15 protein-coding genes are annotated in these 25,523 nt (G+C 42.8%); 5 read left to right on the top strand and 10 right to left on the bottom strand.

The annotated features are described in order from the left end of the window. Positions 1-70: 70 nt before the first annotated feature. The 3 genes from AC3CKG_RS09525 to AC3CKG_RS09535 form a co-directional block, all read right to left on the bottom strand. The gene (locus tag AC3CKG_RS09525; RefSeq protein WP_065111188.1) at positions 71-787 is read right to left on the bottom strand and encodes a 3'-5' exonuclease; all 717 of its coding nucleotides are present in this window, start codon (positions 785-787) and stop codon (positions 71-73) included. Next, entirely contained in the window at positions 787-2,649 is a 1,863-nt protein-coding gene (locus AC3CKG_RS09530) for a DUF294 nucleotidyltransferase-like domain-containing protein (protein WP_065104086.1), read from the bottom strand. Before AC3CKG_RS09530 ends, AC3CKG_RS09525 begins: the two co-directional genes overlap by 1 nt. Before the next feature lie 285 nt (positions 2,650-2,934). Beyond that, the gene (locus AC3CKG_RS09535) at positions 2,935-3,654 is read right to left on the bottom strand and encodes a FadR/GntR family transcriptional regulator (RefSeq protein ID WP_065111186.1); all 720 of its coding nucleotides are present in this window, start codon (positions 3,652-3,654) and stop codon (positions 2,935-2,937) included. Positions 3,655-3,996: 342 nt separating this feature from the next. Here AC3CKG_RS09535 and AC3CKG_RS09540 point away from each other — a divergent pair, with 342 nt between their 5' ends. The 3 genes from AC3CKG_RS09540 (at position 3,997) to AC3CKG_RS09550 (ending at position 7,163) form a co-directional block, all read left to right on the top strand. After that, complete coding sequence (locus AC3CKG_RS09540) at positions 3,997-4,773, top strand: SDR family NAD(P)-dependent oxidoreductase (protein ID WP_102297619.1); 777 nt, start codon at positions 3,997-3,999, stop codon at positions 4,771-4,773. 151 nt (positions 4,774-4,924) lie between these two features. After that, positions 4,925-5,647, top strand: coding sequence for a FadR/GntR family transcriptional regulator (locus AC3CKG_RS09545; protein ID WP_065104089.1), 723 nt, complete (start codon positions 4,925-4,927; stop codon positions 5,645-5,647). 226 nt (positions 5,648-5,873) lie between these two features. Further along, positions 5,874-7,163 carry an MATE family efflux transporter gene (locus AC3CKG_RS09550; RefSeq protein WP_229633136.1) on the top strand — a complete coding sequence of 430 codons (1,290 nt, stop codon included), beginning with the start codon at positions 5,874-5,876 and terminating at the stop codon, positions 7,161-7,163. A gap of 370 nt (positions 7,164-7,533) precedes the next feature. On the opposite strand, the gene AC3CKG_RS09555 is transcribed toward AC3CKG_RS09550, so the two are convergent. Further along, entirely contained in the window at positions 7,534-8,571 is a 1,038-nt protein-coding gene (locus tag AC3CKG_RS09555) for a polysaccharide lyase family 7 protein (RefSeq protein ID WP_102543523.1), read from the bottom strand. A gap of 535 nt (positions 8,572-9,106) precedes the next feature. On the opposite strand from AC3CKG_RS09555, the gene AC3CKG_RS09560 reads away from it, so the two are divergent. Together AC3CKG_RS09560 and AC3CKG_RS09565 are read left to right on the top strand one after the other, a co-directional pair. Then, positions 9,107-9,967: an oligogalacturonate-specific porin KdgM family protein gene (locus AC3CKG_RS09560; RefSeq protein ID WP_076669610.1), complete on the top strand. Its 861-nt coding sequence runs from the start codon at positions 9,107-9,109 to the stop codon at positions 9,965-9,967. A 192-nt stretch (positions 9,968-10,159) separates the two neighbouring features. Next, a complete protein-coding gene (locus AC3CKG_RS09565) occupies positions 10,160-12,064 on the top strand; it encodes a LamG domain-containing protein (RefSeq protein ID WP_488528257.1) in 1,905 nt (634 codons plus the stop codon). Between the two features lie 615 nt (positions 12,065-12,679). On the opposite strand, the gene AC3CKG_RS09570 is transcribed toward AC3CKG_RS09565, so the two are convergent. From AC3CKG_RS09570 to AC3CKG_RS09595, 6 genes are all read right to left on the bottom strand, one after another. Then, positions 12,680-14,248: a polysaccharide lyase family 7 protein gene (locus tag AC3CKG_RS09570; protein WP_102579486.1), complete on the bottom strand. Its 1,569-nt coding sequence runs from the start codon at positions 14,246-14,248 to the stop codon at positions 12,680-12,682. Positions 14,249-14,672: 424 nt separating this feature from the next. Beyond that, the gene (locus AC3CKG_RS09575) at positions 14,673-16,424 is read right to left on the bottom strand and encodes a polysaccharide lyase family 7 protein (RefSeq protein WP_488528258.1); all 1,752 of its coding nucleotides are present in this window, start codon (positions 16,422-16,424) and stop codon (positions 14,673-14,675) included. Positions 16,425-16,662: 238 nt separating this feature from the next. Beyond that, positions 16,663-18,534, bottom strand: a complete 1,872-nt coding sequence (locus AC3CKG_RS09580) for a methyl-accepting chemotaxis protein (protein ID WP_102543535.1) — start codon at positions 18,532-18,534, stop codon at positions 16,663-16,665. 1,148 nt (positions 18,535-19,682) lie between these two features. Beyond that, entirely contained in the window at positions 19,683-20,564 is an 882-nt protein-coding gene (locus AC3CKG_RS09585) for an NAD(P)-dependent oxidoreductase (protein WP_004733521.1), read from the bottom strand. Positions 20,565-21,189: 625 nt separating this feature from the next. Then, on the bottom strand, positions 21,190-23,268 hold the full coding sequence (locus AC3CKG_RS09590) for a DUF4962 domain-containing protein (protein WP_488528259.1): 2,079 nt from the start codon (positions 23,266-23,268) through the stop codon (positions 21,190-21,192). 220 nt (positions 23,269-23,488) lie between these two features. Further along, on the bottom strand, positions 23,489-25,267 hold the full coding sequence (locus tag AC3CKG_RS09595; RefSeq protein ID WP_017110873.1) for a sodium:solute symporter family transporter: 1,779 nt from the start codon (positions 25,265-25,267) through the stop codon (positions 23,489-23,491). Positions 25,268-25,523 lie beyond the last annotated feature (256 nt).

Genomic DNA, 25,523 nt, shown 5'->3' on the forward strand with positions numbered 1-25,523 from the left:
TTAATCGCTGGCTTTTTTATGCTTTGAAATCAGTTCATTCAATAAGAATCGAGAGATTGAAATTACTGCCCTAGTGACTAATTCGATATAGAAATGAAAGTGTCACTTCATCATTAGGGACCACTCGCTTCTGCTGAGCTAACAACAATTCTGCTGTTGAGACTGCATCCGCTAACGCATTGTGGCTGTTGTACTCGGGAAGCCCATACCTTTCGCGAGTTCCAGCCAAGGTTAAGTCGACCTCTTCATGATTGCTGATCGCTTTCTCCATGCTCTTCTCAATACACAGTGTATCTAGCCAAAGTAAAGGCAGCTGCCTTAAGCCATAGCATCTCAATAGATACTGGCTAATGAACTTCTCTTCAACCACACAAGCGTGCGCGACGATGATCTTACCTTTTGCGGCTTCGAAAAACGTCAGCATAGCATCATGAATTGAAGCACCCTCTTCCAGCATTTGAGGTGTGATGTGGTTGATAACCGCGGTTTCAGCGTTGATCTGCGAATCGTTATTGAGATAGATATGCTTGGCCGACGCTAAGTCTATTCGCCCCTTAACCACATCGACCCAACCCATGGACAAGATCAGATCTTGTTCGCTGTCTAAGCCCGTGGTTTCTAGATCCAACACGATATAGTCGCTGTCTTTAGCCAAGTCCGTCATTTCAGGGCAAGGTTGTTCAACAAGATCGTGCAACGCTTCTGGCAATTTAACCGTATTCAAATACTGCTTACGCTTACGTTTAATTCGCTCAAGCGGATGAAAGTAATTTAAAAACGATTTCATTAGCGCGCTCCGAAACGGATTTTCGCTGCTTCTTGAAGATCGGCAATGATCCTAAAAGCATCTTTCAAGTGCTTACGTTCAAAGCTACCAAAACTGTCTGGGTTGATGTTGTTATCTGGCACTTCACCGTTCTTCAGGGCTTCTAACTGATGACCAAAACGGAAAGACAGAATGAACTGATACGCACCAAGGATGTTCTTGAACGCATCATCACTCAACATGCCTTTTTCATTGGCAGCTGCGAAACGTTCGTCGGTTGCTGACAAATCACATTCCACCGCTAATCCGTAAATACGTGCAAGATCGATAATCAAGTTAATGGCGTACTTCTTCACGTTCAACGTTTTCTTGTTCTCACCTGACTTCTCTAATACCAAACTATTGAAGATACCCAGTGGCGGATTGGTGTTCACCGCATCTTTCACTAGAGTGCTTAAGAACTCACGGTTACCTCGAATATTGGAATGCAGCTCATCACGAAGAATGCCTTCAAACTCACTGTTGCCATAGATAGTACGAATCTCTAGGAACACACTGATGTTCAGTAAGCGTTCGTACTCAGGGTTTGCGACCCACTTTTTATAGTAGTGCTTCCAAACACCGAGTGGCTGGCACCATTTTGGTGTCGCCGCCATGAATTTACCCGGACACAGTGGGTAATCACAGCTTGCTAATCCGTTCGTTACCATCATCGCTAGGTGTTTAAAGTAAATTCGGTCGCTATCGGTTGCATCGTCTGCCAGTACAATCGCGCTATCTTGGTCCGACAACATATGCACTTCATTACGAGCGTGCGAGCCCGCAACAATCCAAGAAAAATCACAAGGTGGTGGGCCTAATTTATCAATCGCTATCTGAATCAATCGGCGTGTGTAAGCGTCCATAATCATGGTCATGACCTTACCGACCGTTTCAGGTGCCACTTTGCCTTCCACCAGCGCTTCAAAAATGGCTTGTCGTTCTGAAGTAAATGAAGACATTGTTTTTACGCTACCCGCATATTTGATTTTCTCGATTAAGAAAATCGCTTGAACACGGTGGTTTTGAACTAAGTGAGACGTAGTAAGCAGACCAACAACTTTGTTCTCTTTCACAACAGGCAAGTTACGGATGTTGAATTGCATCATGATAGACGCGGCATGTAACACAAGATCATCCGGTTTGACCGTCAGTGGAGAATGCGTCATCACCTCGGAGATAAGGTTATCGGTACTGACACCATGAGCAATCACTCGCTTGGTCATATCGCGATCGGTGATCAAGCCAACAATCGTTTCACCTTCGTAAATCACCGCACAAGGTGAGCGTTGATGCAGCATTTCGACCGCGACCGATTGGATAGTTTGTTCAGACTTAACGATGGCTACCTGCCCGCTTGCCACTTCTTCAACCTTACGAATGAATAAGCCTTTCTCTTTATTTGACCACACCACATCCAATGCTGACTTCAAACGAACCTGAGCCTGCGACGCAAAGTGTTCTGCGCAGCTTGGAAATGCCTTGAACAGCGCTTGAAGTGCCGAGTGTGGAATCACATAAAGTAAGGTGTTTTCGATTGCGATCGCTCGATAACCTTTCTCATCGTTGACTTCAGAGTCTAAGAACGTAAAGCCGAACAAATCTTCACAGCCTAAACGAGCACGAAGTACACCATCCGACTTTCTTTGTTCCATAGAGCCGGTTCGAATGATGTAGAGCGACTTTTCTTTACCCGACTCACACAAATCAACCACATCCCCTTTGCCGAGATAAGTGATCTGAACATTAGAGGCAAGTTCACGAAGCGCTTGTTTAGGGATCTTATCAAAAGGGTCTATCTGACCGATAAATTGAAGAATATTTGGCAAAAGAGACTGAGGCATAATCACACTCGCAATAATTTAATTAGTATTATTATATAACCAATAACGCTAGTTGCTAGTGCTTTTAACAAAACAACAAACAATAGAGTAAATATTGGACATTGGTCAGGTTTTCATCAAATTTGAATACAAAAAAAGCACGTATCAAACGTGCTTTCTTATCGTCCGGTTTGGTAACCGTTGCGATGTTAACTTTATTTATCTTAGCTTTTTGAGATAGAAACCCTAAAGAGTGAACTTAGAAATCAGCACTAAAATACCTTCTAAAACAATTAGCTAAAACAATTAACTAGCAATTGGCAATCTATGATTTGTTTCTAATAGATGACTTGCTGATGCTTGACGTGCTTTGTCACTATTGCCAGCCATAATCGCTTCATAAATAGCACGATGCTCATTAATGCATGTACTTCCCTCTTCCGAAGAGTGAGAAATAAAGTTAACAAACATGGTCGTTAAAATATTACCGAATGGTAGGTAGAAGTCGTTACCCGTTGCGTTGAAAATCAAGCTATGGAACTTCATATCAATATCTAACCAACGCTCTTTATCAAGAGTCTCTTCGCTAGATATCTCTACCATCTTTTGGAAAATTTCTGATAATTCAATTCGTTGATCCGCAGTGGCAAATGTAGCCGCCAATGCGCAAGCTTCAGGCTCAATAGCACGACGCAAACCTAAAAACTGGTGACAGAATTGGTCTGTATCTGCCAGTCCGTCCATCCATTCGATAAGCTGTGGATCTAAGAAGTTCCAGTATGCACGGTCGACAACACGAGTACCAATCTTAGGGCGAGATTCTAATAGGCCTTTTGAGGTCAGAAGCTTAACCGCTTCTCTTAATGCTGTTCTACTGATACCAAATTGCTCACACAGAGCCATTTCACCAGGGATAATAGAACCTTGAGGCAAATTGCCCGACAAAATACCACGAGCGATTTCACGTGCGACTTGCACATGAAGGCTTCGCTTAGAGCCTGAAATAGAATTGAAATGACCAGCCATGTGTCTACTTACTTATTAGATATGTATTATTTAATTCGGACTATAACACTGATTTATATCTCGACCAACTCAGCATCAGAATAACGTGAGGTCACTACCAATATAGGCTAGAGCATTATTTTAACAATCTTGTAAGTATTAAGCTCATCAAACCAAACAAGCCCATTTATTCATACAAATAGTTCTTATTTACACATTTTTTGTATGCGTTAACTCACAAAACCACTCTTCCTGTCGCTATTTATGCCGTTAATGATCGGTTTTGAGATGAACATCCTTGAATATAGCAAGTGTTATTGTATGATTTATTAATGCAAATGATCTACAATATAGGCGACTCTGATGTTTAACGATTTAAAAGGCAAACGCATTCTAATTACTGGCTCTACTGCTGGTATGGGCTTAGCTACCGCACGTATTTTTGCAAAGTACGGCGCAAAGATCGGCATCAATAGTCGTGCTTTCAGCCCAAAAGTGGATGAGGTTCTAACAGAACTGACTGCACTTGGCGGCGATGTTGCGTTTTTCCCAGCAAACCTAATGGACACATTAGAGTGCGAAAGATTAGTTAATGAGTTCACCGAACATTTTGGTGGTATGGATGTGTTGATCAACAACGCAGGTGGCTTAGGCGGGCGTGCAAATCTCGAAGACATCGATGACGAGTTTTATGAGCGAGTCATGGATCTAAACGTTCGCTCTGCATTGATGACAACCAAGTTCTCTATTCCCCACTTACGCGCCTCAGCGGCTGAGTCAGGTCAAACATCGTGTGTTATCAGCACGGGTTCTATTGCCGCTCGCGAAGGTGGTGGTGTGGGTGCTGGTATCTATGCCGCTTCAAAAGCGTGGTTACACGATATTCACCGTAACTGGGTGAAAGAGTTTGCGAAAGACAATATCCGTTTCAACATTGTTTCTCCTGGCACTATCGACACTGCATTTCACGATGATAAAAGCGACGAGCTGAAATCAAACATTGCTAACAACATCCCAATGGGACGTTTTGGCAGCATCGAAGAAGTCGCCCCTACTTTTACTTTCTTTGCATCGCACGCTTGTAGCGGCTACATCACAGGACAAATCCTAGATGTTAACGGCGGACAAATAGCGCCTTAGTAGGTAGCTAAGTTAAATACATAAAACCTGTTTGACAGGTACGAGTAGATGAGGGAAAACCTCACACTATATTAGACGTATACACTGACACCAAAACGCCAGATTCGTCTGGCGTTTTTTGTTTTTAAAATTTCAATTTCAGGTGGTTTAAATGTCAATATTTACATTGGTGGAAGATTCAAGCCGCCGAATTCATGTTCAAGTCGCGAGACAAATTGCTCGCAAAATCTTGTCTGGCGAGTTAGAAGAAAATCAGAAATTACCCAGTGAAATGGAGCTGTGTGAGATCTTTGGAGTCAGCAGAACTGCCCTTCGAGAATCGACTAAGCTACTTTCAGCAAAAGGGTTGATTGAATCCAAGCCTAAAGTGGGCACTCGCATCAAGCCAAGAACGCAATGGCACTTTTTAGACCCGCAATTACTGTATTGGATTCAAGACTTAGAAGACACCAAGCCCTTCTTATCTCAATTTTTAGGGTTAAGAAAAGCGATTGATCCAGAAGCGTGTGCGCTTGCTGCATCCAACGCTACGGTAGAGCAACGCAAAGAGCTTTCGATTCTTTTCCAAAAGATGACCATCGCGGCAAACGGCTTTGATTATGAAGAGTGGACAACGAACGATCATCTGTTTCACCAAACGATTTTTCTATCGACGGGTAACCAATTTTATATTCCGTTTGCGAACATTCTCTCGACAATCTTCAAGCAGTTTATCGACCATTCAGCCGAAGGCGGCCGCTTCTGTTTAGAAGAGCACAAAGCGATATACGATGCGATTATGTCAGGCAATGCAAATCAGGCTCGAATCGCCTCTCAAGCCTTACTTGATGATGAAAACCAAAAGCTGTCTAGAGTTGAACTAGCCATCGCATAACCGAGATTTACCAGACTGACTCGTGTACCCCAATACACGAGTCAGTCATGTTTTAACGCCCTTTTTTAACCATCCATTACCGTAGTATTTCACTTATAAATGGTGAACTCGGGTCCTCTCAGAGAAAACTTACGGTTATACACATAAGGTATTGTTTGTGTCTTCGCAATCGTATGTAAGGAAAAACTTCTCTCTCGCTTGGCCCCTAGCCTTAAACGCATTATTGATGCAGTCGATGTTAATGATCGACACGCTATTGGTTTCTCCGCTCGGTGAGATTCCTCTTGCTGCCATGGGGATTGCTACGACCATCATCGCGTTTGTGTTGGGTATTCAAATGGCGCTGGCGAATGGTACGCAGTTGGTTCTCAGCCGTGCGGTTGGTTCTGGTGTCACCTCTTCGTTATCCAAAGCATTTTGGGCAGGATTGTTCATCAACTTTGGCGTCGCAGCAATATTCTGGCTTCTACTTACCTTTTTTGAACAACCTTTAATTCAAGCCTTAACCGACGATAAAACTCTTCACCTTGAGATCAGCCACTATCTGGATATTTCAAAATATCTTGTGATTTTTACTGCATTAACGCAGGTTATCATCGCGTTGTTTAACGGGTTAGGAAGAACCAAAGTTCCATTTAAAGGCTACTTGATCGAATTACCGATCAACGCTGTGCTCTCTTATGTGCTTATTCACGGCTTCACAAACTTCGAAGGGATTGGCGTACAAGGTGCAGCGCTCGGCAGCGTTATCGCTATCACTATTCGTCTTGTGTATTTGATTCTGTGTGTTCACTACGACTCATCTGTTTCACTAAAATTGGATACGGAAAAGTCAGAATTCGTCACCAACATTCGTCGCCACTTCATTGAGATATTCCCTGTCGCTGCGAATGTGACCATGCTTTCGATTGGTGCCACGATTTACCAATTGCTGTACTCGCAACTCAACATCAATGCCTACGTAGCGATTACCTTGGTGATGCCATGGATACGTGCTGGCACTCAATTTATTACCGCTTGGGCTCACTCTTCCGCGATTACGATCAGCCAAGCGATCGGTTCTAAGAAAATGGGTGACTTGACTAAGAACGTTGATACCAGTATCGATGTCGCAGTCGGTATATCTGTTGTTTGTGCGGTGTTGTTTGCAGGCTTAAGTTTGGTGATTGGCGATGTGTATCCAGACTTAGATCCTTCTACCTATCAAGCATTGGCTGTTATTGCCCCCCTCTACATCTTCTTGCCGATCGTTCGTGGCTACAACACCGTTCACGGACACGTATTAAGAGCACTAGGCAAAACAACTGACGTATTCAAAATCAACTTTACGGGCCAATGGGTCGTTTCAATCCCGCTTTGCGCATTAATCATCTTTGGTTTAGACGGCTCAATCTTTTGGGCATTTGCTATCCAACCATTCGAAGAGATAGTCAAAGCGTTCCCATTCCGACATCTAGCACGTAAGTCTTTAAAAGAATTTGATGCGAACAAAGCGAATGAACTGATGTATGACTGATCGTCTTACCTAGCTCCAGAAAAAGCTTTAGCTGAGCTGTCGAAAACAACCTTGCCACTTGGCGAGGTTGTTTTGTTTTAGGGGCCAGAATTTGGGGTCTAACTAAATGGTAAATATTTAGTGGTAAGTAGTAGTGACTGGAGGTTTGGTTGAGATGAGTTAACCAACGTTTAAGCATTGGATAGTATTCACAGTCAACGCATCACTAGAAACGGTGGAGCGAACGCGACTGACAAAAAAAGGCCACTTAACGTTGTGTTAAGTGGCCTTTGAACATGTTCTTTGAAGCTAGCGTATCGATCGCCCTACTCTGTTATCTATTTAATCAGCTCTAGCTATTAACTGCTAACTGCTAACTGCTAACTGCTAACTATTTTCCATTCAGCTTAAGTGCTGAGAAAGTCACACTGTTGTAATCGCCATTCTTTTTATCGACAGCGAAATCGCCAGTACCACCACAACCAGGCCCCCATACTGGGTGAGAATCACTCACGCTACATTGGCCGTATGCGCCAGCTTTGTAGTAGAAGTCATCTTCCGCGTAACCCGTAGGTGAATCAAGTTCATCGATGCCCTTACTCAGGTCGATTTCATACTTAACTGTATCGTGGCGAGCAGTTTCAAATGTCAGGTACATCATGGTGCCTTTCACTTCCACTTTGTAACTGAACTCTTCACCTAACGCTATCCCCGCTTCACCCGGCTCAGCTGGGTTTTCCCAAGTATTGCCCCATACTGGGTAAGCAATATCGGCACGGTTAGGATCTTTTTTCTCTAGGTTACGTTCATAGTTCCAGAATACTGAACCCATTTCTTGGTCAGGAAACTTCTTATAGAAGATCTTCAGTGGTTCATTACCATGCCCATAACCGGTTCCAGCTTTGATTAGCTCGTTGTGTTTTTTAGCATGAATCTGACCAACCACAACAGAATGCGCTGGGTATTTTTCTGGGAACTTAGCATTAACTGAGACGTGATTCACTTTTAGCGTCGCTTCTAGCGTTCCACCAACCGCACTGTATTCACTCGCTGCTGGGTGGCTCGACAATGCCCACTGGTTTCCTTTATCGGCCGTATCAATCGAGAAATCGGCTCCGCGCGGCATCTGACGTAACTCTGAGCGAGCATTTTTCGAGTTCTTAGTCGTAATAGCTTGGTTCTGCACTTCAAATACAAGGTTGCCGTCTTTATCGAGATGGAAGAAATCACTATGTGAGTAGCTCATCATGGCTACCCCTTCGATTTCATCAACACGACCATCTTCATTAATATCCGAAGGAATCGTTATTTTCCAATTATGCATATCGAATTTATCGGCAGGTACGGGGTAAGAAACACCGTTATTTGCGAAAGTAACCATTGGCACAGTCGCTAATAACGCCACTGCTAATATGTTTTTCTTAAACATGACTCATCCTTTATTGTTAACAGATACTGAGTACACTCTCAGCACAGAAACTACTTTTGAACACGAATTAGTACTAAATATTTTCTCTTCGACTTAAATAAACCAACCAGTAAATAAGATTTACACTTAGCCATCTTTTAACTTTTATTAAACATTTGGCGATGGTTTGTATCTATATCCCTCAACATGCTCCGCTATGTTAGAACCACAATAACTAAATCATCGACAAAAACGTGGGACTACTCAATATTTGTATTATTTTAACACATGGTAAATTTCAATAACCCAAGGTTTGTTAATATGAGAACTGAGTCATGATTGATTTGATAGACAAGCCTTAAATTGAGATATTCATAACATTTAGCTATATAAATAGGCCATTAGTCGGAACTTTTGATAGATCTCACAGAAATTTAACCCAGGAATAAATACCATATTTGTCATACATTAATTCAATACCATGTAAGGTATTGGTTTGTGAGCCAGGGATACATTGGATGTATCCACAATAAAAAAATAATAGTGAGACAAAGGTATGAATTCTGTTACAAAAATTGCCGCAGCTGTTGCATGTACTCTTTTAGCGGGCACAGCGACTGGTGCAACTCTTGATTATCGTTACGAGTATCGTGCTGCGACGGATTATACAAAGACTAATGGTGATACGGCTCACGTAGACGCTCGCCATCAACACCGAGTTAAGCTAGGTGAAAGCTTTAAGCTGTCAGACAAGTGGAAGCACTCTACTGGTCTAGAACTTAAATTCCACGGTGATGACTCTTACTACGATGAAGATTCAGGTTCTGTTAAATCAGCAAACAGCCAGAGTTTTTACGATGGCAATTGGTACATCTATGGTATGGAGATCGATAACACTGCGACATACAAAATAGACAATAATTGGTATCTACAAATGGGTATGCCTATTGCTTGGGATTGGGATGAGCCTAATGCTAACGATGGCGACTGGAAGATGAAGAAGGTTACGTTTAAACCTCAGTTCCGCGTTGGCTATAAAGCAGACATGGGTTTAACAACTGCTATTCGTTACCGTCATGAATATGCTGACTTCCGTAACCACACACAATTTGGCGACAAAGATTCTGAAACTGGCGAACGCTTAGAATCAGCTCAAAAATCTAAAGTTACACTGACGGGTTCTTACAAAATTGAATCTCTACCTAAGCTTGGCCTTTCTTACGAAGCAAACTATGTAAAATCTTTGGATAACGTACTTCTTTATAATAGTGATGACTGGGAATGGGATGCTGGCTTAAAAGTAAACTACAAGTTCGGTTCTTGGAAACCTTTTGCTGAAATCTGGTCATCTGATATCAGTTCATCGTCTAAAGATCGCGAAGCAAAATACCGTGTTGGCGTAGCTTACTCATTCTAATTAGAAAATAGTCAAATGATTAAAGCCCCCCTCTCCTCTTGTAAAATTTTGGGGCATATTTAATTACTTTATTTTAAAGAATAGGACGTTCTAATTAATATTGTTTTAATTCTAAAAAATATTAGGCGCCTATTCATTATCTATTTCTTATGTGATTTACATATGGATTTAATATCATAAAGAGAATATTTCATGCAGATTTCTAAAGTCGCTACAGCTGTCGCTCTTTCGACAGGTTTATTATTCGGTTGTAACAGTGATGGTTTACCTATCCCGACCGATGGTTCTACTGATCCAGCAACACCAACTTCAGCATTATTAAATGGTTATTGGGAATTTTCTGACACAGCAGCATTCTCAGCTGCCTACTCTTCATCGAGTAGTGATGATTTACCCAATGTCTATCGCTTTTCTGCAGATGGTGAAACACTTTATTACTACACTGACAATTCAGCAGATGCCACACTTGGTGAATACGAACGATTTGAAACCACTTATGAAGAGACAATTGAAGATAAAACTTCAGGTCAAGTCGCGTTCACACTTTTCAATGATGACGGTACGGTAAGTACGGTATCTGTAGATGGCGACTACTCCGCTGCTGACGGTAGCCTTGCTATTAGCGGTAATATTCCTGTCTCAGGTACCGACCACAGAGATAATACTGAAGTTACTGGCCCTGCAGACACCGCAGATGAAGCTTCAGGTGTGGATAACGCTGCTCAAATTTTAGATACATTAACGGATGACACCGGTGAGCTAAGACTAAAGATCTTGAACACCAGCTCCACCGTTGGAAAAACAATCTCTTCGGGTAAATTGACTGTTGATTTGACTTATCAACTCAACCCTGACAGCGAACAGGTTGATGAAGGTCAGAACAACTCTTATATTTCGCTTTACTCAACCAATGATGAGAACGATAAAGTAAGTAACGCTTATCACCATGGTGATATAGCAATTGGTGACGGTATTATTCAATATCGTGACGCTTCAGGCTCACTGACAGCGACAGGTGGCACTTTTGATGCAAACAGCACATTTGATGCGACTGTCGAGGTGGTTTGGACGCCAAACTCACATACTTTTACCATCAATGGCGAAACATACACTGGTGCAGTGTCTTCAGATCCAGGTAGCTTTAAAGAAGTTCAAGTTATCGCACTTCGTCTAGGCACAAACAGTGGCGTAACACCCTATGAGCTAATTGCTGACAACCTTAAAGTATACTCACTTGATGAGTCTACTGGAGAGTATGTTGAAGAGTTCAAAGACAACTTTAACGACTACTCTGTTGGGTATGACTTAAACAACAACCCATATAACAGCAGTACTTCTGAAGCTACAGTTATCAACTTATCGGGTGATGACGGAAGTAATGGCGGTGACGGTGACGGTGACGAAACTATTACAAAAGCAGACTTTGAGTGGAATTTCTCAGATGTTGATGGTGGTACTGGTGTAGGCAAAACTCTTAAGACGAGTAAAAATGACGATAACCCTAAAATGGTTGTAAATGGTGCCGCATCAACTGGTGGTGCAGTACACATTACCCAGTCAGCTGTAAGTGGATCATACGGCTATTACTACACAACAATGGACAGTACTTCAGACCCATTAGCCTTTGTAGACGGTACATATTCTATGGAGGTTGTGTTCAGTGTTGATGATGTAACTTTCAACTCTTCCGCAAGTCAAGATCTACAGTTGTTGGAGAACACAGATAGTAACAACGGTTACAAGTTGATTATCGATAAGACATCATTAAAGCCTAAGTTCCGAGTTTATAACGGTACTGGTAATACTTCGATAGAGGCTGAAACAGCGATCACAAATGATACATTCATGCATATTCTAGCTACGTTCGACAACGGTGAAGCAAAGTTATACGTCAATGGTGTTCTAGAAAAAGAAGGCACTGGCTTAACATTTGTTCCTAATACCAAAGATGGCGACAAAGTCTATATTGGTGGTGGTTCAAACAGCTCTCAAAAAAATCTAGAAGGTGTACTTGATAACGCTGCATTCTTTAATGATGTGTTAACTGCTGATGAAGTGGCTGCACGCGCAAACTATTTCGGTTTTAATGCAGAATAGTTAGATTCATAACTAAGTACTCTAGCCAGCAACATTTGTTGCTGGCTTTTTTTGTAACTGCCCTCAATTATCTAGCCATCCAACATACTTCACATCAAAGATGCCAATCTAAGTAAAACCGTCCCTTGTGAACCTTACTCAAATCTCCCAGTTAGGTGCTTTTAATCTGAAAAGACTTAACGGTAATAACAAACTATGAAAGCCTATACATTCTCTCCCTCTTAGAACAACACTAGCTAGCCCTCAACATACCAATCGAAACCACCAACAAGCATCCACAGGCTGTAAATTCACCTCTGAATATGAGGAAACTTTCATGAGTATTGATACCAATGCATCTGTTGGTTTAATCACGCCCAAGACAACCTAAGCCTATCGTTCTCAGTAACAATAGCTTGAGCCACGGCTTACCAATACAGGCGCATAGAGCGAATAGGAAGCTCTGTTGAAGATTGAACAAGGGGTGAGAGACCAAACATAGAGCTTAGAAATAAGGCTAACCATCAGCCCCTCTACTTGATCTATTTAACGGCCTAATATTTCCTCTACCCAAACAACAGACACAAAAAAGCCTCCGAACTCTACGAGTTGGAGGCTATATTTTATCCGGTTAGATTACTTTTTGTATTGATCGTGCGATACGTCTAGCTGGTAGAAAGTCGCTTGTGAGTAATCATCTAGGTCGCCACTGATGTTTTGGTTGTAAACACCCGCTTTGAAGTACATGTACTTGCCGCCTGCGTCGTAGCCGCTGTTGCTCATATCAACTACTTGTACAACGTCGTCTTTACCTTCGCGCATTAAAGTAACAGTCATCGTGTTACCTTTAACGTCAATGCGGTAGCTGAACACTTCGCCAAGTGCGATACCATCTTCACCTACTTCTGCCGTCATATCGCCCACTAGAGGGTAGAAGTCCTCTTTTGTTGCGTCTTGGCTTTCGTGTGCAAAGTAAACTGCGCCCGTTGCTTGGTTTGGCAATTTACGGTAGTACAAACGAATCGGCTCATCGTTTTGATCGTGAATCTGACCAATGATAAAGCGACCTACTTCATTCGCATTACCCGTCGTTGTCGCGTGGTCGATTTTCAACGTTGCTTCAAGAACGCCGTCGATACCAGCCGCAGCTTCTAAGTCAGACTCAGGTGCGCTTGAGAATACCCAGTTGTTCTTGTTAACACCTTTAGTGCTAATAGACTGATCACCACGACGCATCATTTCACGAAGCTCAGTACGTGCGTACTTAGTGTTTTTAGATGTACGTACACCTTTCACGTAAGCTTTAAATACTAGGCCGCCGTCGTCAGCTGTGTAGAAGATTTCTGGATGTTGGTAACCGTTTGCAAGGTTCCACTCAGACACATCATCAGGCTTGCCGTTTTTGTCATGATCGAATGGTTGAGATAGGTACCAGTGAGTCATGTCGAAGTTTTCGCTCGGTGCATTACCGGCAACTGGTGTCGCTGGTAAGCCTGTCGGTACTGGCAGTGCGCTACGAGTGTCACATTTAACCGAAGTCTCACAAGGGTAAACAGCTGCTACGCCGAAGTTACCAGTGCGCAGATCTTTGCGTGCGGCCTTATGGGCTTTCTCTGCCGCTTTCATTTCAGCGATCATTACTGCTTCTGCAGCAATAACGTCTGAAGTGATGATATGGCTAGCAGGACATGCGTTAATGCTACAGTTAACTGCAGCTAATCCAGTCACACTGTTCCAACCGTTCTTGGTGTTACCGTGACCAACGTATCTTACGTAACGTGCTTTCACCACAGGCTCAAACTGAAAACGCTCTAGGCCAATAGCTTTACCTGAGCTCAGTTGGTTTTCTAGTACCGTCGTCCAGCTTTCACCATCGACACTAACTTGAATATCAAACTTAGATTGGCGCTCGTTACCTTTACTGAATGATGCTTGAACAGCGTCAAATTCTTGCACTGAACCATAATCCAGTGTTGCCCACTCACCATCACCCGCAGAAGACCAACGTGTTGTTAGATCTTGGTCAATAAGACGATCAGGGCCGTTACCATCATGGCTACTAGCGGCAACAGCAACTGGCGTCAGAAGCGCTTCACCAGTTTCTTTGTTATTTGGAAAATCAGCAGTAGGCGTGCTCGTGCTCGCACAACCAACCGCAAGTAGAATAGAAGAAGCGAGTAAAGTTTTTAAAGTAATTTGTTTCATATTTAATCCATTATTATAATACAAAGACAGCGTTCGTAAGTGAAAGCTAAATCAGCAAACACGAGCTATAAGGCGATTCACCTATCAGTATTTGCGATAACATGAAAATATTACGTAATCTTATAATACAAATAAAACACTTCGTTGGATAAATGAGACTAGGAACACTTTCCGATTTTTCCATACTTTAACTGGATCACACTTCCTATTGATAAAAGACAATCTATAATAATTTGGAATGCGAAATGAACTAGCAAGCGCAGATCAACGGACCCGCAATAGTGAGCATTTGTATGGCTCGAGCAGAACCTTTGTCGTTCAAAACACATACTGCAAGCGTCCAAAAAGCAAAAAAAAGACCACATTGTTAGGAGTCAACATGGTCTTCGAAGCAGTCATTTTTGTTATTTAGACGTCAGCTTATTCAATAATGTTCAGCTCTAAGAGAACTAAAGCTCACATCAAACACCTCACCGGCATAGTCGTCGTGAGACTTAAATTGTGGATAGATACCCGCTTTGAAATAGAAAGCAATATCTGTCGATGCCCAATCTGACGTTAACGACACCGTGTCCCCATCCTTATCTGTGTAATCTTGTCTCCAAAGGATTGAGTGATAAACAGTATTGGTTCCATCTGCATCATGGGTTGCCAAGTAGACACCGTCTTGGTTCGCGCGAATCGTATATCGCCACTCTTCACTGGCTGCGTATGTACCCAATTCAACACTGAATGGGTCACAATCGCCGCAATCTTGATTGTTGCGCTCAAAATCGGAGTTGAGTATAACTCGGACGGGCTTGCCCTCTCCTTCCCATAAGAGCTTCACCAATGCTTGATTGATCTTCCAACCATGAATTTGCCCAAGTACCACTTTTGGATCTTGGTTATTAATGTTCGGATAGTCTTCGATTCGCAAAGTTGCACTTAACTCGTGACTGGTTGCGTGGGTTCTAGTGTCGTTCAAATACCAACTTGTATCTTCATCGCTGGTGCTGCAATCCGGTTGAGCACTGCTTTGATACAGCTCCCTGAGCTCAGAGCGAATATAGCTAGAGTTTTGAGTAGAGGTGCCATATCCCATATCTGCTCTAAAGTGCATTCTCCCTTCATCGGTATTGAAGTAAGAAAGGTTAATATCGCTGTGATACACGTCGCTGTCATTTGACAGAAGATCTTTACTCGATTCACAACGTTCCGGTTCTAATTCAGCAGCGCTATCACCACCGCTTCCATACCAAGTATCTTTACTTGTCGGAATGGTCAGCTTCCAATCATTAATGTCCCAATCGTTTGACCCGTTGATTTGAGTCGTGGTGTATCTCAGCGCTTGATAGTAAGCGGTCGCTTCACCATTCTCGAATTGGTTATAGATACCCGCTTTAAAGTAGCTCAACAGGTGCTGCCAGTACGCGATATCTTGATTCACTTTTACTTCGTCATTCACTTTGATCGACAGTGTGTTCTCATAAACAGAAAGATCAAACTTGGTAAAGCTATCCAGTTCCGCCTCACCTAGATCGTAACGATTGTATGAAGTGGCATAACAATCCGAAGAATCAGCAGCACTGCTGCAGTCAATCGCATTGTTCTTCATAACAGCCCAGTAATGTCCTGTGAGGCCGTCCCTCTCTTGTTCCCACACCACACGCAATAACGGATGAGGAATGTAACCTGTCCCACTCTCATCAGTACCCTTATTGTGTATCTGTAGCAATGTCACTTCATCATGATCGGCAGGTGAACTCGCCATTGCATGCTCGATATCAGGTAAGCTTATCTCCGCATACAAGCTTCGTCTTACACCAGTTTCATTGATATCGAAGTTTTCTCCCTCACGAACCTCAGAACGCATCTTATAGTTCGCCATTTTAAAAATTAGGTTTTCCGTCTCTTCATCTGCGTAAAAGTAATCACTGATGTAACCATCGAAATCGCCATCTTTAACTTCAGAGGTTTTGTTTCCCTCTGTGCCGTTAGGATCCGATACCTGAAAGTCAGAATTAGAGAGGATGTTTTGATACTTGGCGATATCGTAAGGTGCGACAACGCCATAAGACGTCCCTGGATTGCTGTTATCAGAAGGGTCATTGCTGTCACTTGAACTATTTGAACTGCTTCCACCGCAGCCATACGTAAGCGAAGCGAGCACGACGACAAAAATTGGCTTATTCACATTTATCTCACTTATCCATAAGAGTTAAGTGATAATGTATATTTGTACTATTTTATGTCAATTGTCCGTTTATCAGAATGTGAGATACGGCAAATGAAGTGATATGAGCTGGTTTTACCGAGGATTTAGAGACAAAAACAACGTAGAAAGGCCACTCTAAACTCGACAGGCTTGGAGCGGCTCTCAAGCTAAAAACCAAAATTAACGCATTGATTCTTAGTGTTTATTGATAGAAACGTCAGACTTTAAAGCTACTCATTAGCTCGCTAACGCTGCCATTCAGTATTTTGATCTCTGCCGACTCTGTCAGTTGATTTTGGCTTAGCTTATTGAGCTCCTCAACGAAGCTTTCAATCTTATGCATGTTCTTAGCGATACTCTGAATCAGGGCGTTTTGCTCGACAGAAGAACCTGAGATATCGTTATTGAAACGACTCACGGTCTCCATCTGTTCCGTCAGCTTCGCTAGCATGTTTACCGCTTGGACAACTTGAGCACGAGTCATCTCGCAATTGCTCTTCGTTAACTCTATCGATTTGACCAAACCATCTGATTTCGACTGCAAGCCAGACAGCGCCTCTTCTATTTCAGAGGTACTGATTTGAGTTCGATTTGCTAACGCACGGACTTCGTCAGCCACCACAGCAAAACCTCGACCATGCTCGCCTGCTCTCGCCGCTTCTATGGATGCATTCAACGCTAGCAAGTTAGTTTGCTCAGCAATGCCACCAATCACAGACACTATCGACTGGATGCTCTGCGTTTCATTAGCCATAGAACGAATATCATCCGACGTCGTACAAACTTGTTTCTCAAGATCACTGATGTACGTTTCTGTCACGGTGTTGATTTGCTTAGTCTCATCACTAAACACGGCCGCATCTCGCGCTGCTTCTGCGGCTGACTGTGAGTTCTTCTCTACTTCACTTGAAGCTTCAGACAATCCATTAATCGCAGAGACTACTTGAACCGTTTCATCGGTATGAACTTTCAGCACATCGCTGGTTTCTTTGCAGCCTTCTCGAATACTTAATACCTTGGTATCAAGATCCGAGTTCTTGAATTTCACGTCTTTAACCATCTCTTGAAGGCCAATGATGAACAAGTTGATGTCTTTGGCGATGTGTCCTAGATCGTCATTGCCTTTTTCAGCGAGCCTTTGAGTTAAGTCTCCATTACCTTGAGAAAGGTCATGAACGATTTTTCGCAGTGACACGATTGGGCGGTAGAAACGATTCAGAAGTAAAATCATCAATATCACCGAACCGAATACACAGGCGACAATCAGCATTCGCGTATTCGACATCACACCATTCAATTGATTGAGCGCGAGTTCTGGGTCAATACTTGAGATCATGTACCACTCTTTCTGACTGCCAATATCGACCTTCTTAGCCATTAAGATTCGCTGATTGCCATCAATTACACCTTCAATGAATTGATCAGGTAATTCGATAGCCTTGTTGAGTTTCATTAAGGCGTCAGCAGAAGAGATATTGCTCTGTGGAAGCACGTTTTCTATTGTGGATGCGACAACCATCCCTCTCTCATCCACGATGATACCTTTGGCTTCGTAGATGCTGTCCAGTTGTTCAAGCTGAGTTTCCAAATCGTCAAATCGAATGTCCGCCATGATTACGCGATCTTGGTATGAGTACGTCACCCCAATCATAGGCACTTGAGTACTTCTAGTGAAAAACAGATCACTAAAAGATAAGCCTGATTTCAATTTCGCTTGTTTATACCAAGGGCGAGTCGTTGGGTTGTATTTTTCTTTGATTCCGACACCGTTAGGAAAAGACTCGGAAGGTCGAGAAGTGTAAGAACGGCCGTCGTCAAAACCCACCACAATCTTGTCAATGCCACCGAGCTTAGCCGCGTAATGCATCAGCGCTTCATTCGGCACTTGATATGGGGATTTCATGAACTCTTGTGCAACGGAATTGACGGTATCGATGGTGCGTTGGACGGTACTTTCAATCTGATTAATTTCTATCGTTAGCGAGTGATCGATCTCGTTATAAATCGTTTGGTTTACCTGGTCTGTTGCCAAATCAAGCGTAAACCAGTTCGTAAATGCCAAAGCACTAGAACTGACGATCGCCACCATTAAAATCAATTTTCCTTTAAACCCTAGAGACAATTTTGAATTCATAAAACTCATCATCCATATCAATCTATGTCTATTATTTTCATCCAAATGAAATGGTTATTTTTACATTATCGAAGATACGGGAAGCGAAAGTCTTTCATGCCGAACCATCGTCACAACCACCAAGTTAATTAATATTGTATGCTTAATTAGACGCCCTTTCTGTGAGCGATATTGATATATTAAAACTGGTTAAAACCACCCTGTGACATAGGTATCATTTATGATTCCTCCATTTTCCCACCATTAGATTAAACGGCGTAAATTTGGATTTAACTCATTTTTTGAACGATTATCTCGTAACTTCGTCGATACTCTTCTTCGCTCTATTCTTCCTCCCAGTATCATCGAGTCGATTGAAAAACGAGTACTGAATCACATTTAGACCAACCAAGCATTCACTAAAGGCATTCAAACTTTAGATTTATTTGTAATACAATAACCCTTAATGTATGGTGTATTTGAATCATAACTTAAGTTCTTTCTGGATGCTTTTGTGCAATTCAAAGTGGTAATTGAAGCAACTCGCTTTAAGGTCATTGAACACGTTTAACGCAGAAACTGTCGGGGGATCTCGTTAATCGTTATTTCACTTGGATTGTTCATTGGTTTTTCCAGACGGCTAGTCCGAATACGCCCACACAGTCACCAGCTGTGTGGGCTTTTTTTTGCTTTTCATTGACGTTGGGGATGTGATTGCTCAGCTGCACTAACTATCACGCATCAGCGCTGCTTTGAAAAACATAAGAATGGTGAGTCAGGTTATGTCTAACAAAGCGTGTCTAGAACAAAGAGTTTCTAAAGAAATTAAGTGCTAGCGAGAAGCTTTGTAGCATTGAAAGGTCGCTCTAAAATGAGAGTAGAAACAGGTAGAGTTTTACGAAGTTAGAACAGAAAAAGAAAAAAGGTAGAGCTAGAAGAGTAGAATTGATGGTAAAAAGCTTTGCGAGGAAGAATGAAACCGTGGAAGCAAACAGAAAGTTGTAGGTACTTGGAAGTTGAGATAAAACTGGCTTGTAGAAAAGACTTTGTGTAGATAAAAACGAACCTCGCTGAGGTATCGCCGTCTAACAGACAAGCAATACCCTGGCGAGGTCGTACGTCGATTACTTCTCTAGTTTAGCGAAGTAGTCGAAGATTACTGGTACGTCGTTGTTGCCCATGCCTGCGTCAACAGCAGCTTGTAGGCTTGTCGCAGTACCTTGAGCGATTAGAGACTCAGTACCTAGCTCTTCACAAAGAGCAAGGAAGTAACCAAGGTCTTTGTTAGCGTTAGCAACAGAGAAACCTAGCTTCTCTTCGCCGTCTACTGCGTAGAACTTACAGAATTGCATGAACGGAGAGTTAGATGGGCCTGCAGACATGATGTCAAACAGTTGTTGGCCATCAACACCAGCGCGTTGAGCAACAGCGAAAGCTTGAGACATAGTTGCAACAGTCGTCATACCCATGAAGTTGTTTACAAGCTTAGTCACGTGACCAGAACCTAGAGCGCCTAGGTGGAATACGTTTTCGCCTTGCTCTTCAAGAACAGGTTTAACTTTGTTGAACGTTTCCATGTCGCCAGCAGCCATGATGTTCAGAAGACCATCTTTAGCGTGTGCAGGAGTACGACCTAGAGGTGCGTCGATCATGCCCGCGCCTTTTTCAGCAAGAGCTGCACCGATTTTCTTAGTAGAAGCAGGGATAGAAGTACCGAAGTCTACTAGTACTGCGCCTTCTTTGATGCCCGCTAGAACGCCGTCTTCGCCGTAAACGATTTTTTCAACAACAGCTGAAGTTGTAAGACAAAACTGAACGATGTCACTTGCAGCAGCTAGTTCTTTAGCAGAAGTGAATGCAGTTGCGTTACCGCGATCTGTAACGCGAGCAACAGCTTCAGCGCTTAGATCCATTACGTTTACGTGGTAGCCGCGCTTTTGTAGGTTTTCAACCATGTTGCCGCCCATAAGACCTAGGCCAATGAAACCGATTACAGGTTTAGTCATGTTCAAACTCCAAATATAGTATTGTATGATTATATGCTCATTATAATAACTACGTATTTCTCGTTACGCAATAGTTTTAGGGCATTGATTCGATGGTTCGATGCAAGTTGTGACGGGGATTCACTTTACGAGAAAATATGGGTCACGCTTTGTACTTACAGGAACTATTTGCCACTTTAAAAACCGTCTATTGATAAATAACATACGTTAAATGTCATACGATTAGTAAGAACAAGCTACGCCTTTACCTATGTATAGTTCACTACTCCCTTACTCAGCCAGTGATTAAACTGTTCACAGAAAAGTAAGTCATAATAATTTCTAGGAAACAGGCGTTGGCGCCCTATTCTTCTAACAGAGCGATACATGCGGGGTCTCGTATATGACTCCTGCACATTTCATTCAACATAGTGGCTAAGTACTACTCGGTCTTTGTGTATCAGTGTCCAGATTCAGCCCTTGAACCACTGACTTGGCATCGAGAAGTTATTTATCTCTGGCCAATCAAGTTTTCTTTCAACCTTGTGAGTTTGCCAACTTATCCAACTTAACTCGCTCGCCAAACAAAAAAACTCCGAGCTTTCACTCGGAGTTTTTAATATTTAGCTTCTGTTACTTCAGCGAATTACAGTTCGATTGAAACCGTTTCGCCATCAACATTGAGCAATAGCGTGTTGCCTTCAAGCTTGTGAGACACTTCAACTTGCTCGCCTTCGTTCTTATTAGGAACGAGAAGCGTCAGGATGTTGTGCTCTTTCGATGGTTTGAATTCCACTTCAACGTGACGGTGGATCTCAAGATCTTTGAACTCGTATGGGTCAACTTCGCCGAAGCCTTCAACGTTCTTAACTGAAGTAATGCTATCAGCAGACTCGTTGATGAAGTTTACGTCTAGGTGTGCAACTTCGCCGCGGATAGTGAAAGACTTGTCAGCCACTTCGTTTGCGAAAGTTGTGTGCATTAGCCAAGTCATGTCTTTCTCTTCAGAAAGCGTTGCCTTGTCTTGCATTACGAATACTTTACCTTGAACGAACCAAACTTTACGCTTGTAAGATTCAATTTCAGGAACGAAGTACTTATAAGATGCCGTTGCATCACCTTCAACCATCTTCACATCAGATTCAGTGTCGAAGTCAGAGATAGCGCCGCCCGCTTCGATACAGAAGCGATCTTGGTGGTTTTCGTAGCCTGTGTTCTTGTTCTCGCCGTACTGACCTTTACCACCGAATAGTGGAAGGTTTTTAGAGAACGTTTGACGACGCCACTTAGTGTGCATGTCTACACCGAAACCACCGTAGTAGCCAGTGATTGATGCTAGCGTTTCACCGAAGGCATGCAACGTGAATGCGTTTTGGTCACCGTGAGAATGGCTAATTGAGCCAAACGGAGAACATTTGAATACCATGTGGATATGGTTATCACGCTCAGTCATCTTGTTGTGGAATGCAGCCCAACCCGTGATTGGGAATACCTTCAACAGTGGATCGTTCGATGGTGCTTTCTCTTCAGGTGCATCCCAAAGGAAGTTAAAACGAAGATCGTCGTAGCCGAAGTCCCACCAACCGAAATTGTAGAATTTGGTGTGTGCTTCAGTATCACGGCCTTTCAGCTGGTTGTAGTACCAAACGTACTCAGGCTTCTGGTTAACACCTGCGTAATGCTTGATGTTGTAAGCCAGTTTTAAACCTGGGAAATCGCCGATTGAAGACTGGTCACAGAAGCTCGCGCGCTTAGAGTGAACCGGCATACAGTAAAGTGGGAAGTCACCTGTGTTTTCATAGAATGTTTTGTTAAACATGTCTACGCCACAGTATGCTTTCAATAGGTCGAATGCTTCGCCTAGGAATGCCGTTTGTGTGTTCCAGTAGTCTGGACCTTCAGCCCAACCGCCGTCTACACCGCCCCATGGTGGGTAGTGTACTGCGTAGTATTCTAGAGCGTAAGCGATGTACTCGCCTGCTTTCGGGTGATCGTGGTAAAGCGCGATACACGTTGGGATGATAGCAGAAGAGATAGAACGAACACCGTGACTGTTTAGAGGGTTGTTCAATAGATCAACCGTCACTTTCAAGTGGTGCATGATTTCGTCCAGACGCTCAATCAAAGCATCTTGAACTTGCTGGCGTTCTTCATCTGTGAAGTAACCGTGTAACCAATCGTAACCCCAAGCCATAGCAGCGATAACACGGAAAGCCGCTTCATCGTTATAACCACGAGAAGTCACACCTTCTGGATCGTATGTAGACAGTTTTAGAGTCCAAGCTTTTGCTTTTGCAATTAACGCTTCGTCTTCTTTTACAACACCAGCAATCGCTAGGTTACGTGTCGCGTTCAGTGCCATTTGGCAATCAACGTACATTTGACGCCAGTAAGGACGCCATAGAGAAGCTTTACCTACCGTCTCAGCTGGGTACGCTTGAGGCTCTTCAAAAGGAGCAGTCTCAAGGAACTTAACTGTCGAGTTGTTGTAGAAATCATCAAACATGCAGTGAGCTTCGTCAGCTTTCACTTTCGCTTTGAATTCTTCTAACTGATCAGCTTGAACAAGAAGACGCGGACGTGCTTCGCTCAAGGTGTCTAGGAATGATAGGTCGAAGTCACGTGTTTGAACTTCGATAGGGAGTAGGTCTACAAGATTACCTGCTGAAGTATCATTTTCCAGCTTCATCTTCCTGATTGCATCAAGAGATTTTTGGTCGCTCATTCTAACTCACTTATTTTTCAAGTTGATTGAAAGGAATTAGCAATAATATACGTCTTATTGTAGGACAATTGAACGTATTTCGATTCAATCGTACAATTTTTTACAGTTTTCGTGATTTAGGTCTGATGTTGTAAAGCAGACACGTTTACTCGCTTCGTAAAGCAAAAAAATGCGACGCCCTTTCGAGTCGTCGCATTCTATTATAAACGTTTTCTATGGTTTAGCTTTCGGTTACTGCTTTCGCCTGCTTGCCGCCGTCATCGACCGCTTTAACCAGTAGTACACCAACACCACCAACAATCACACCACAAAGGATGAAGACTAGGCGCCCCCACATTGGGTTAGTGAGTAGAGCCATTAGCATGATACCAACACCTGCTACCGCAATCAGTTTACCAAGCATTTCGCGCTGTTTGTTATCCAGCGCTTTCTGCTCAGCCGACTCAGCAACAAGTGGCGTTGCTAGGTTGCCGAAAAACTTATCAACGTCGGCTTGACGCTTCTCAGTTAATGGCTTGTAGAACAAAGTCGATAGAATGAAGAAACCACCCGTCAGTGTGATATGACCAATTAGGCCAATCGCAACTTTAACATCTGACCATTCACGGCTTGTTAGCTCTTCTAGACCGAAGACTGAAGACACCATTTCAGCATTAACAACAAACCCTACGTAGTAAGAGACTAAAGCACCGACCACTAGCGTACCCCAACCAGCCCAATCCGGAGTCTTCTTAATAAAGAAGCCAAGGAATGCAGGGATTGTCATTGGGAAGCCGATTAGAGCACCGACATACATCATTGTATCGAACAGGCTCAAACCTTTAAGCGAGTTGATGAACTGCGCGATAAGAATAATAGCGATACCAAAGACTGCAGAGGTAATCTTAGAAACAGTTACTAGCTCTTTTTCACTTGCCGTACCTTTACGAACGATTGGTTCATAGAAGTTCTTAACAAAGATACCTGAGTTACGGTTTAGGCCAGAGTCCATTGAAGACATTGTCGCGGCAAACATAGCAGCAACTAGAAGACCAACCATACCTGCTGGCATGTATTCTTGTACGAAGTATAGGTATGCAAAGTCACCCGCTTTTTTACCTGCATCTGGGTAAGCAGCTGCTAGGTCGACACCTTGACCCGCAATGTACCAAGAAGGCATGAACCAGATGAATACACCACAAAGCATAAGTACACAGGCTAACAGTGCCGCTTTCTTAGCGTTCTTTGAGTCTTTAGCCGCTAGGTAACGGTAAGAGTTAAGCATGTTGTTAGTAATAGAGAACTGCTTCACGAAGATGAAGAATGCCCAAATACTGAAGATGCTTAGGTAGTTAATGTTATTACCAGAAAGGAAAGAACCGCCTTCCGCTACAGGGAAGTTATTAACGATTTCACCAACACCGCCGCCTTGCACTACTGCTACAACTGCACATGTCACGGTTACTGCCATGATGATAACCATCTGCATGAAATCAGATGCGATTACCGCCCATGAGCCACCCGTTACAGACATCGCCAATACAACCAAACCGGTAATCCAGATAGTGGCTGTCATGTCGAAGCCAAAGATACCCGAAGCGATGATTGCTAGTGCGTTTAACCATACACCAGCAGAAACAACACTGTTTGGCATTGAAGACCAAGTGAATACTTGTTCGTTAGTCGCACCGAAACGCATACGAATTGCTTCGATTACCGTTACTACACGTAGCTGGCGGAATTTAGGAGCGAAGTATGCAAAGTTCATGAAGTAACCAAATGCGTTGGCTACGAAGATGACCGCTACTGCAAAACCATCGTTATACGCTTTACCTGCCGCACCGGTGAATGTCCATGCACTAAACTGGGTCATAAAAGCGGTTGCACCAACCATCCACCACAACATATTACCGCCCCCGCGGAAGTAGTCACTGGTGGTACTTGTAAATGTTCTAAACATCCAACCTATCGCAATCAAGAATAGGAAATAAATGCCAACAATAATTGTGTTGAGTTCCATCGTGTGTCCTTTGTCCGTTTTAATTTGTTACGAGGACTATAGGAAATTCGACTCTTTATTTGTAGTACAATAATCCAAATAAGTGATGGTGATCTTATTTTGATTGATTAAGTTAATTATATATATGACATAGGATGGAATATGACCAATTCATCAAGGCAATCACTGATATTTTAGATGAAAATTTGACCGCTCAAAAAAACAAACAAAATAACAATTTAAAATCAGATACTTACATAGAAAGGCGAGACTTTGC

Source organism: Vibrio sp. QJM3NY_15 (assembly GCF_057785995.1).

Coding starts and splice junctions, on each gene's coding strand:
- AC3CKG_RS09580 (WP_102543535.1), bottom strand. CDS start 18,534: ATGGTGGCGATCGTCAGTTCTAGTGCTTTGGCATTTACGAACTGGTTT.
- AC3CKG_RS09585 (WP_004733521.1), bottom strand. CDS start 20,564: ATGACTAAACCTGTAATCGGTTTCATTGGCCTAGGTCTTATGGGCGGC.
- AC3CKG_RS09540 (WP_102297619.1), top strand. CDS start 3,997: ATGTTTAACGATTTAAAAGGCAAACGCATTCTAATTACTGGCTCTACT.
- AC3CKG_RS09570 (WP_102579486.1), bottom strand. CDS start 14,248: ATGAAACAAATTACTTTAAAAACTTTACTCGCTTCTTCTATTCTACTT.
- AC3CKG_RS09550 (WP_229633136.1), top strand. CDS start 5,874: ATGCAGTCGATGTTAATGATCGACACGCTATTGGTTTCTCCGCTCGGT.
- AC3CKG_RS09535 (WP_065111186.1), bottom strand. CDS start 3,654: ATGGCTGGTCATTTCAATTCTATTTCAGGCTCTAAGCGAAGCCTTCAT.
- AC3CKG_RS09525 (WP_065111188.1), bottom strand. CDS start 787: ATGAAATCGTTTTTAAATTACTTTCATCCGCTTGAGCGAATTAAACGT.
- AC3CKG_RS09560 (WP_076669610.1), top strand. CDS start 9,107: ATGAATTCTGTTACAAAAATTGCCGCAGCTGTTGCATGTACTCTTTTA.
- AC3CKG_RS09555 (WP_102543523.1), bottom strand. CDS start 8,571: ATGTTTAAGAAAAACATATTAGCAGTGGCGTTATTAGCGACTGTGCCA.
- AC3CKG_RS09530 (WP_065104086.1), bottom strand. CDS start 2,649: ATGCCTCAGTCTCTTTTGCCAAATATTCTTCAATTTATCGGTCAGATA.
- AC3CKG_RS09595 (WP_017110873.1), bottom strand. CDS start 25,267: ATGGAACTCAACACAATTATTGTTGGCATTTATTTCCTATTCTTGATT.
- AC3CKG_RS09565 (WP_488528257.1), top strand. CDS start 10,160: ATGCAGATTTCTAAAGTCGCTACAGCTGTCGCTCTTTCGACAGGTTTA.
- AC3CKG_RS09590 (WP_488528259.1), bottom strand. CDS start 23,268: ATGAGCGACCAAAAATCTCTTGATGCAATCAGGAAGATGAAGCTGGAA.
- AC3CKG_RS09545 (WP_065104089.1), top strand. CDS start 4,925: ATGTCAATATTTACATTGGTGGAAGATTCAAGCCGCCGAATTCATGTT.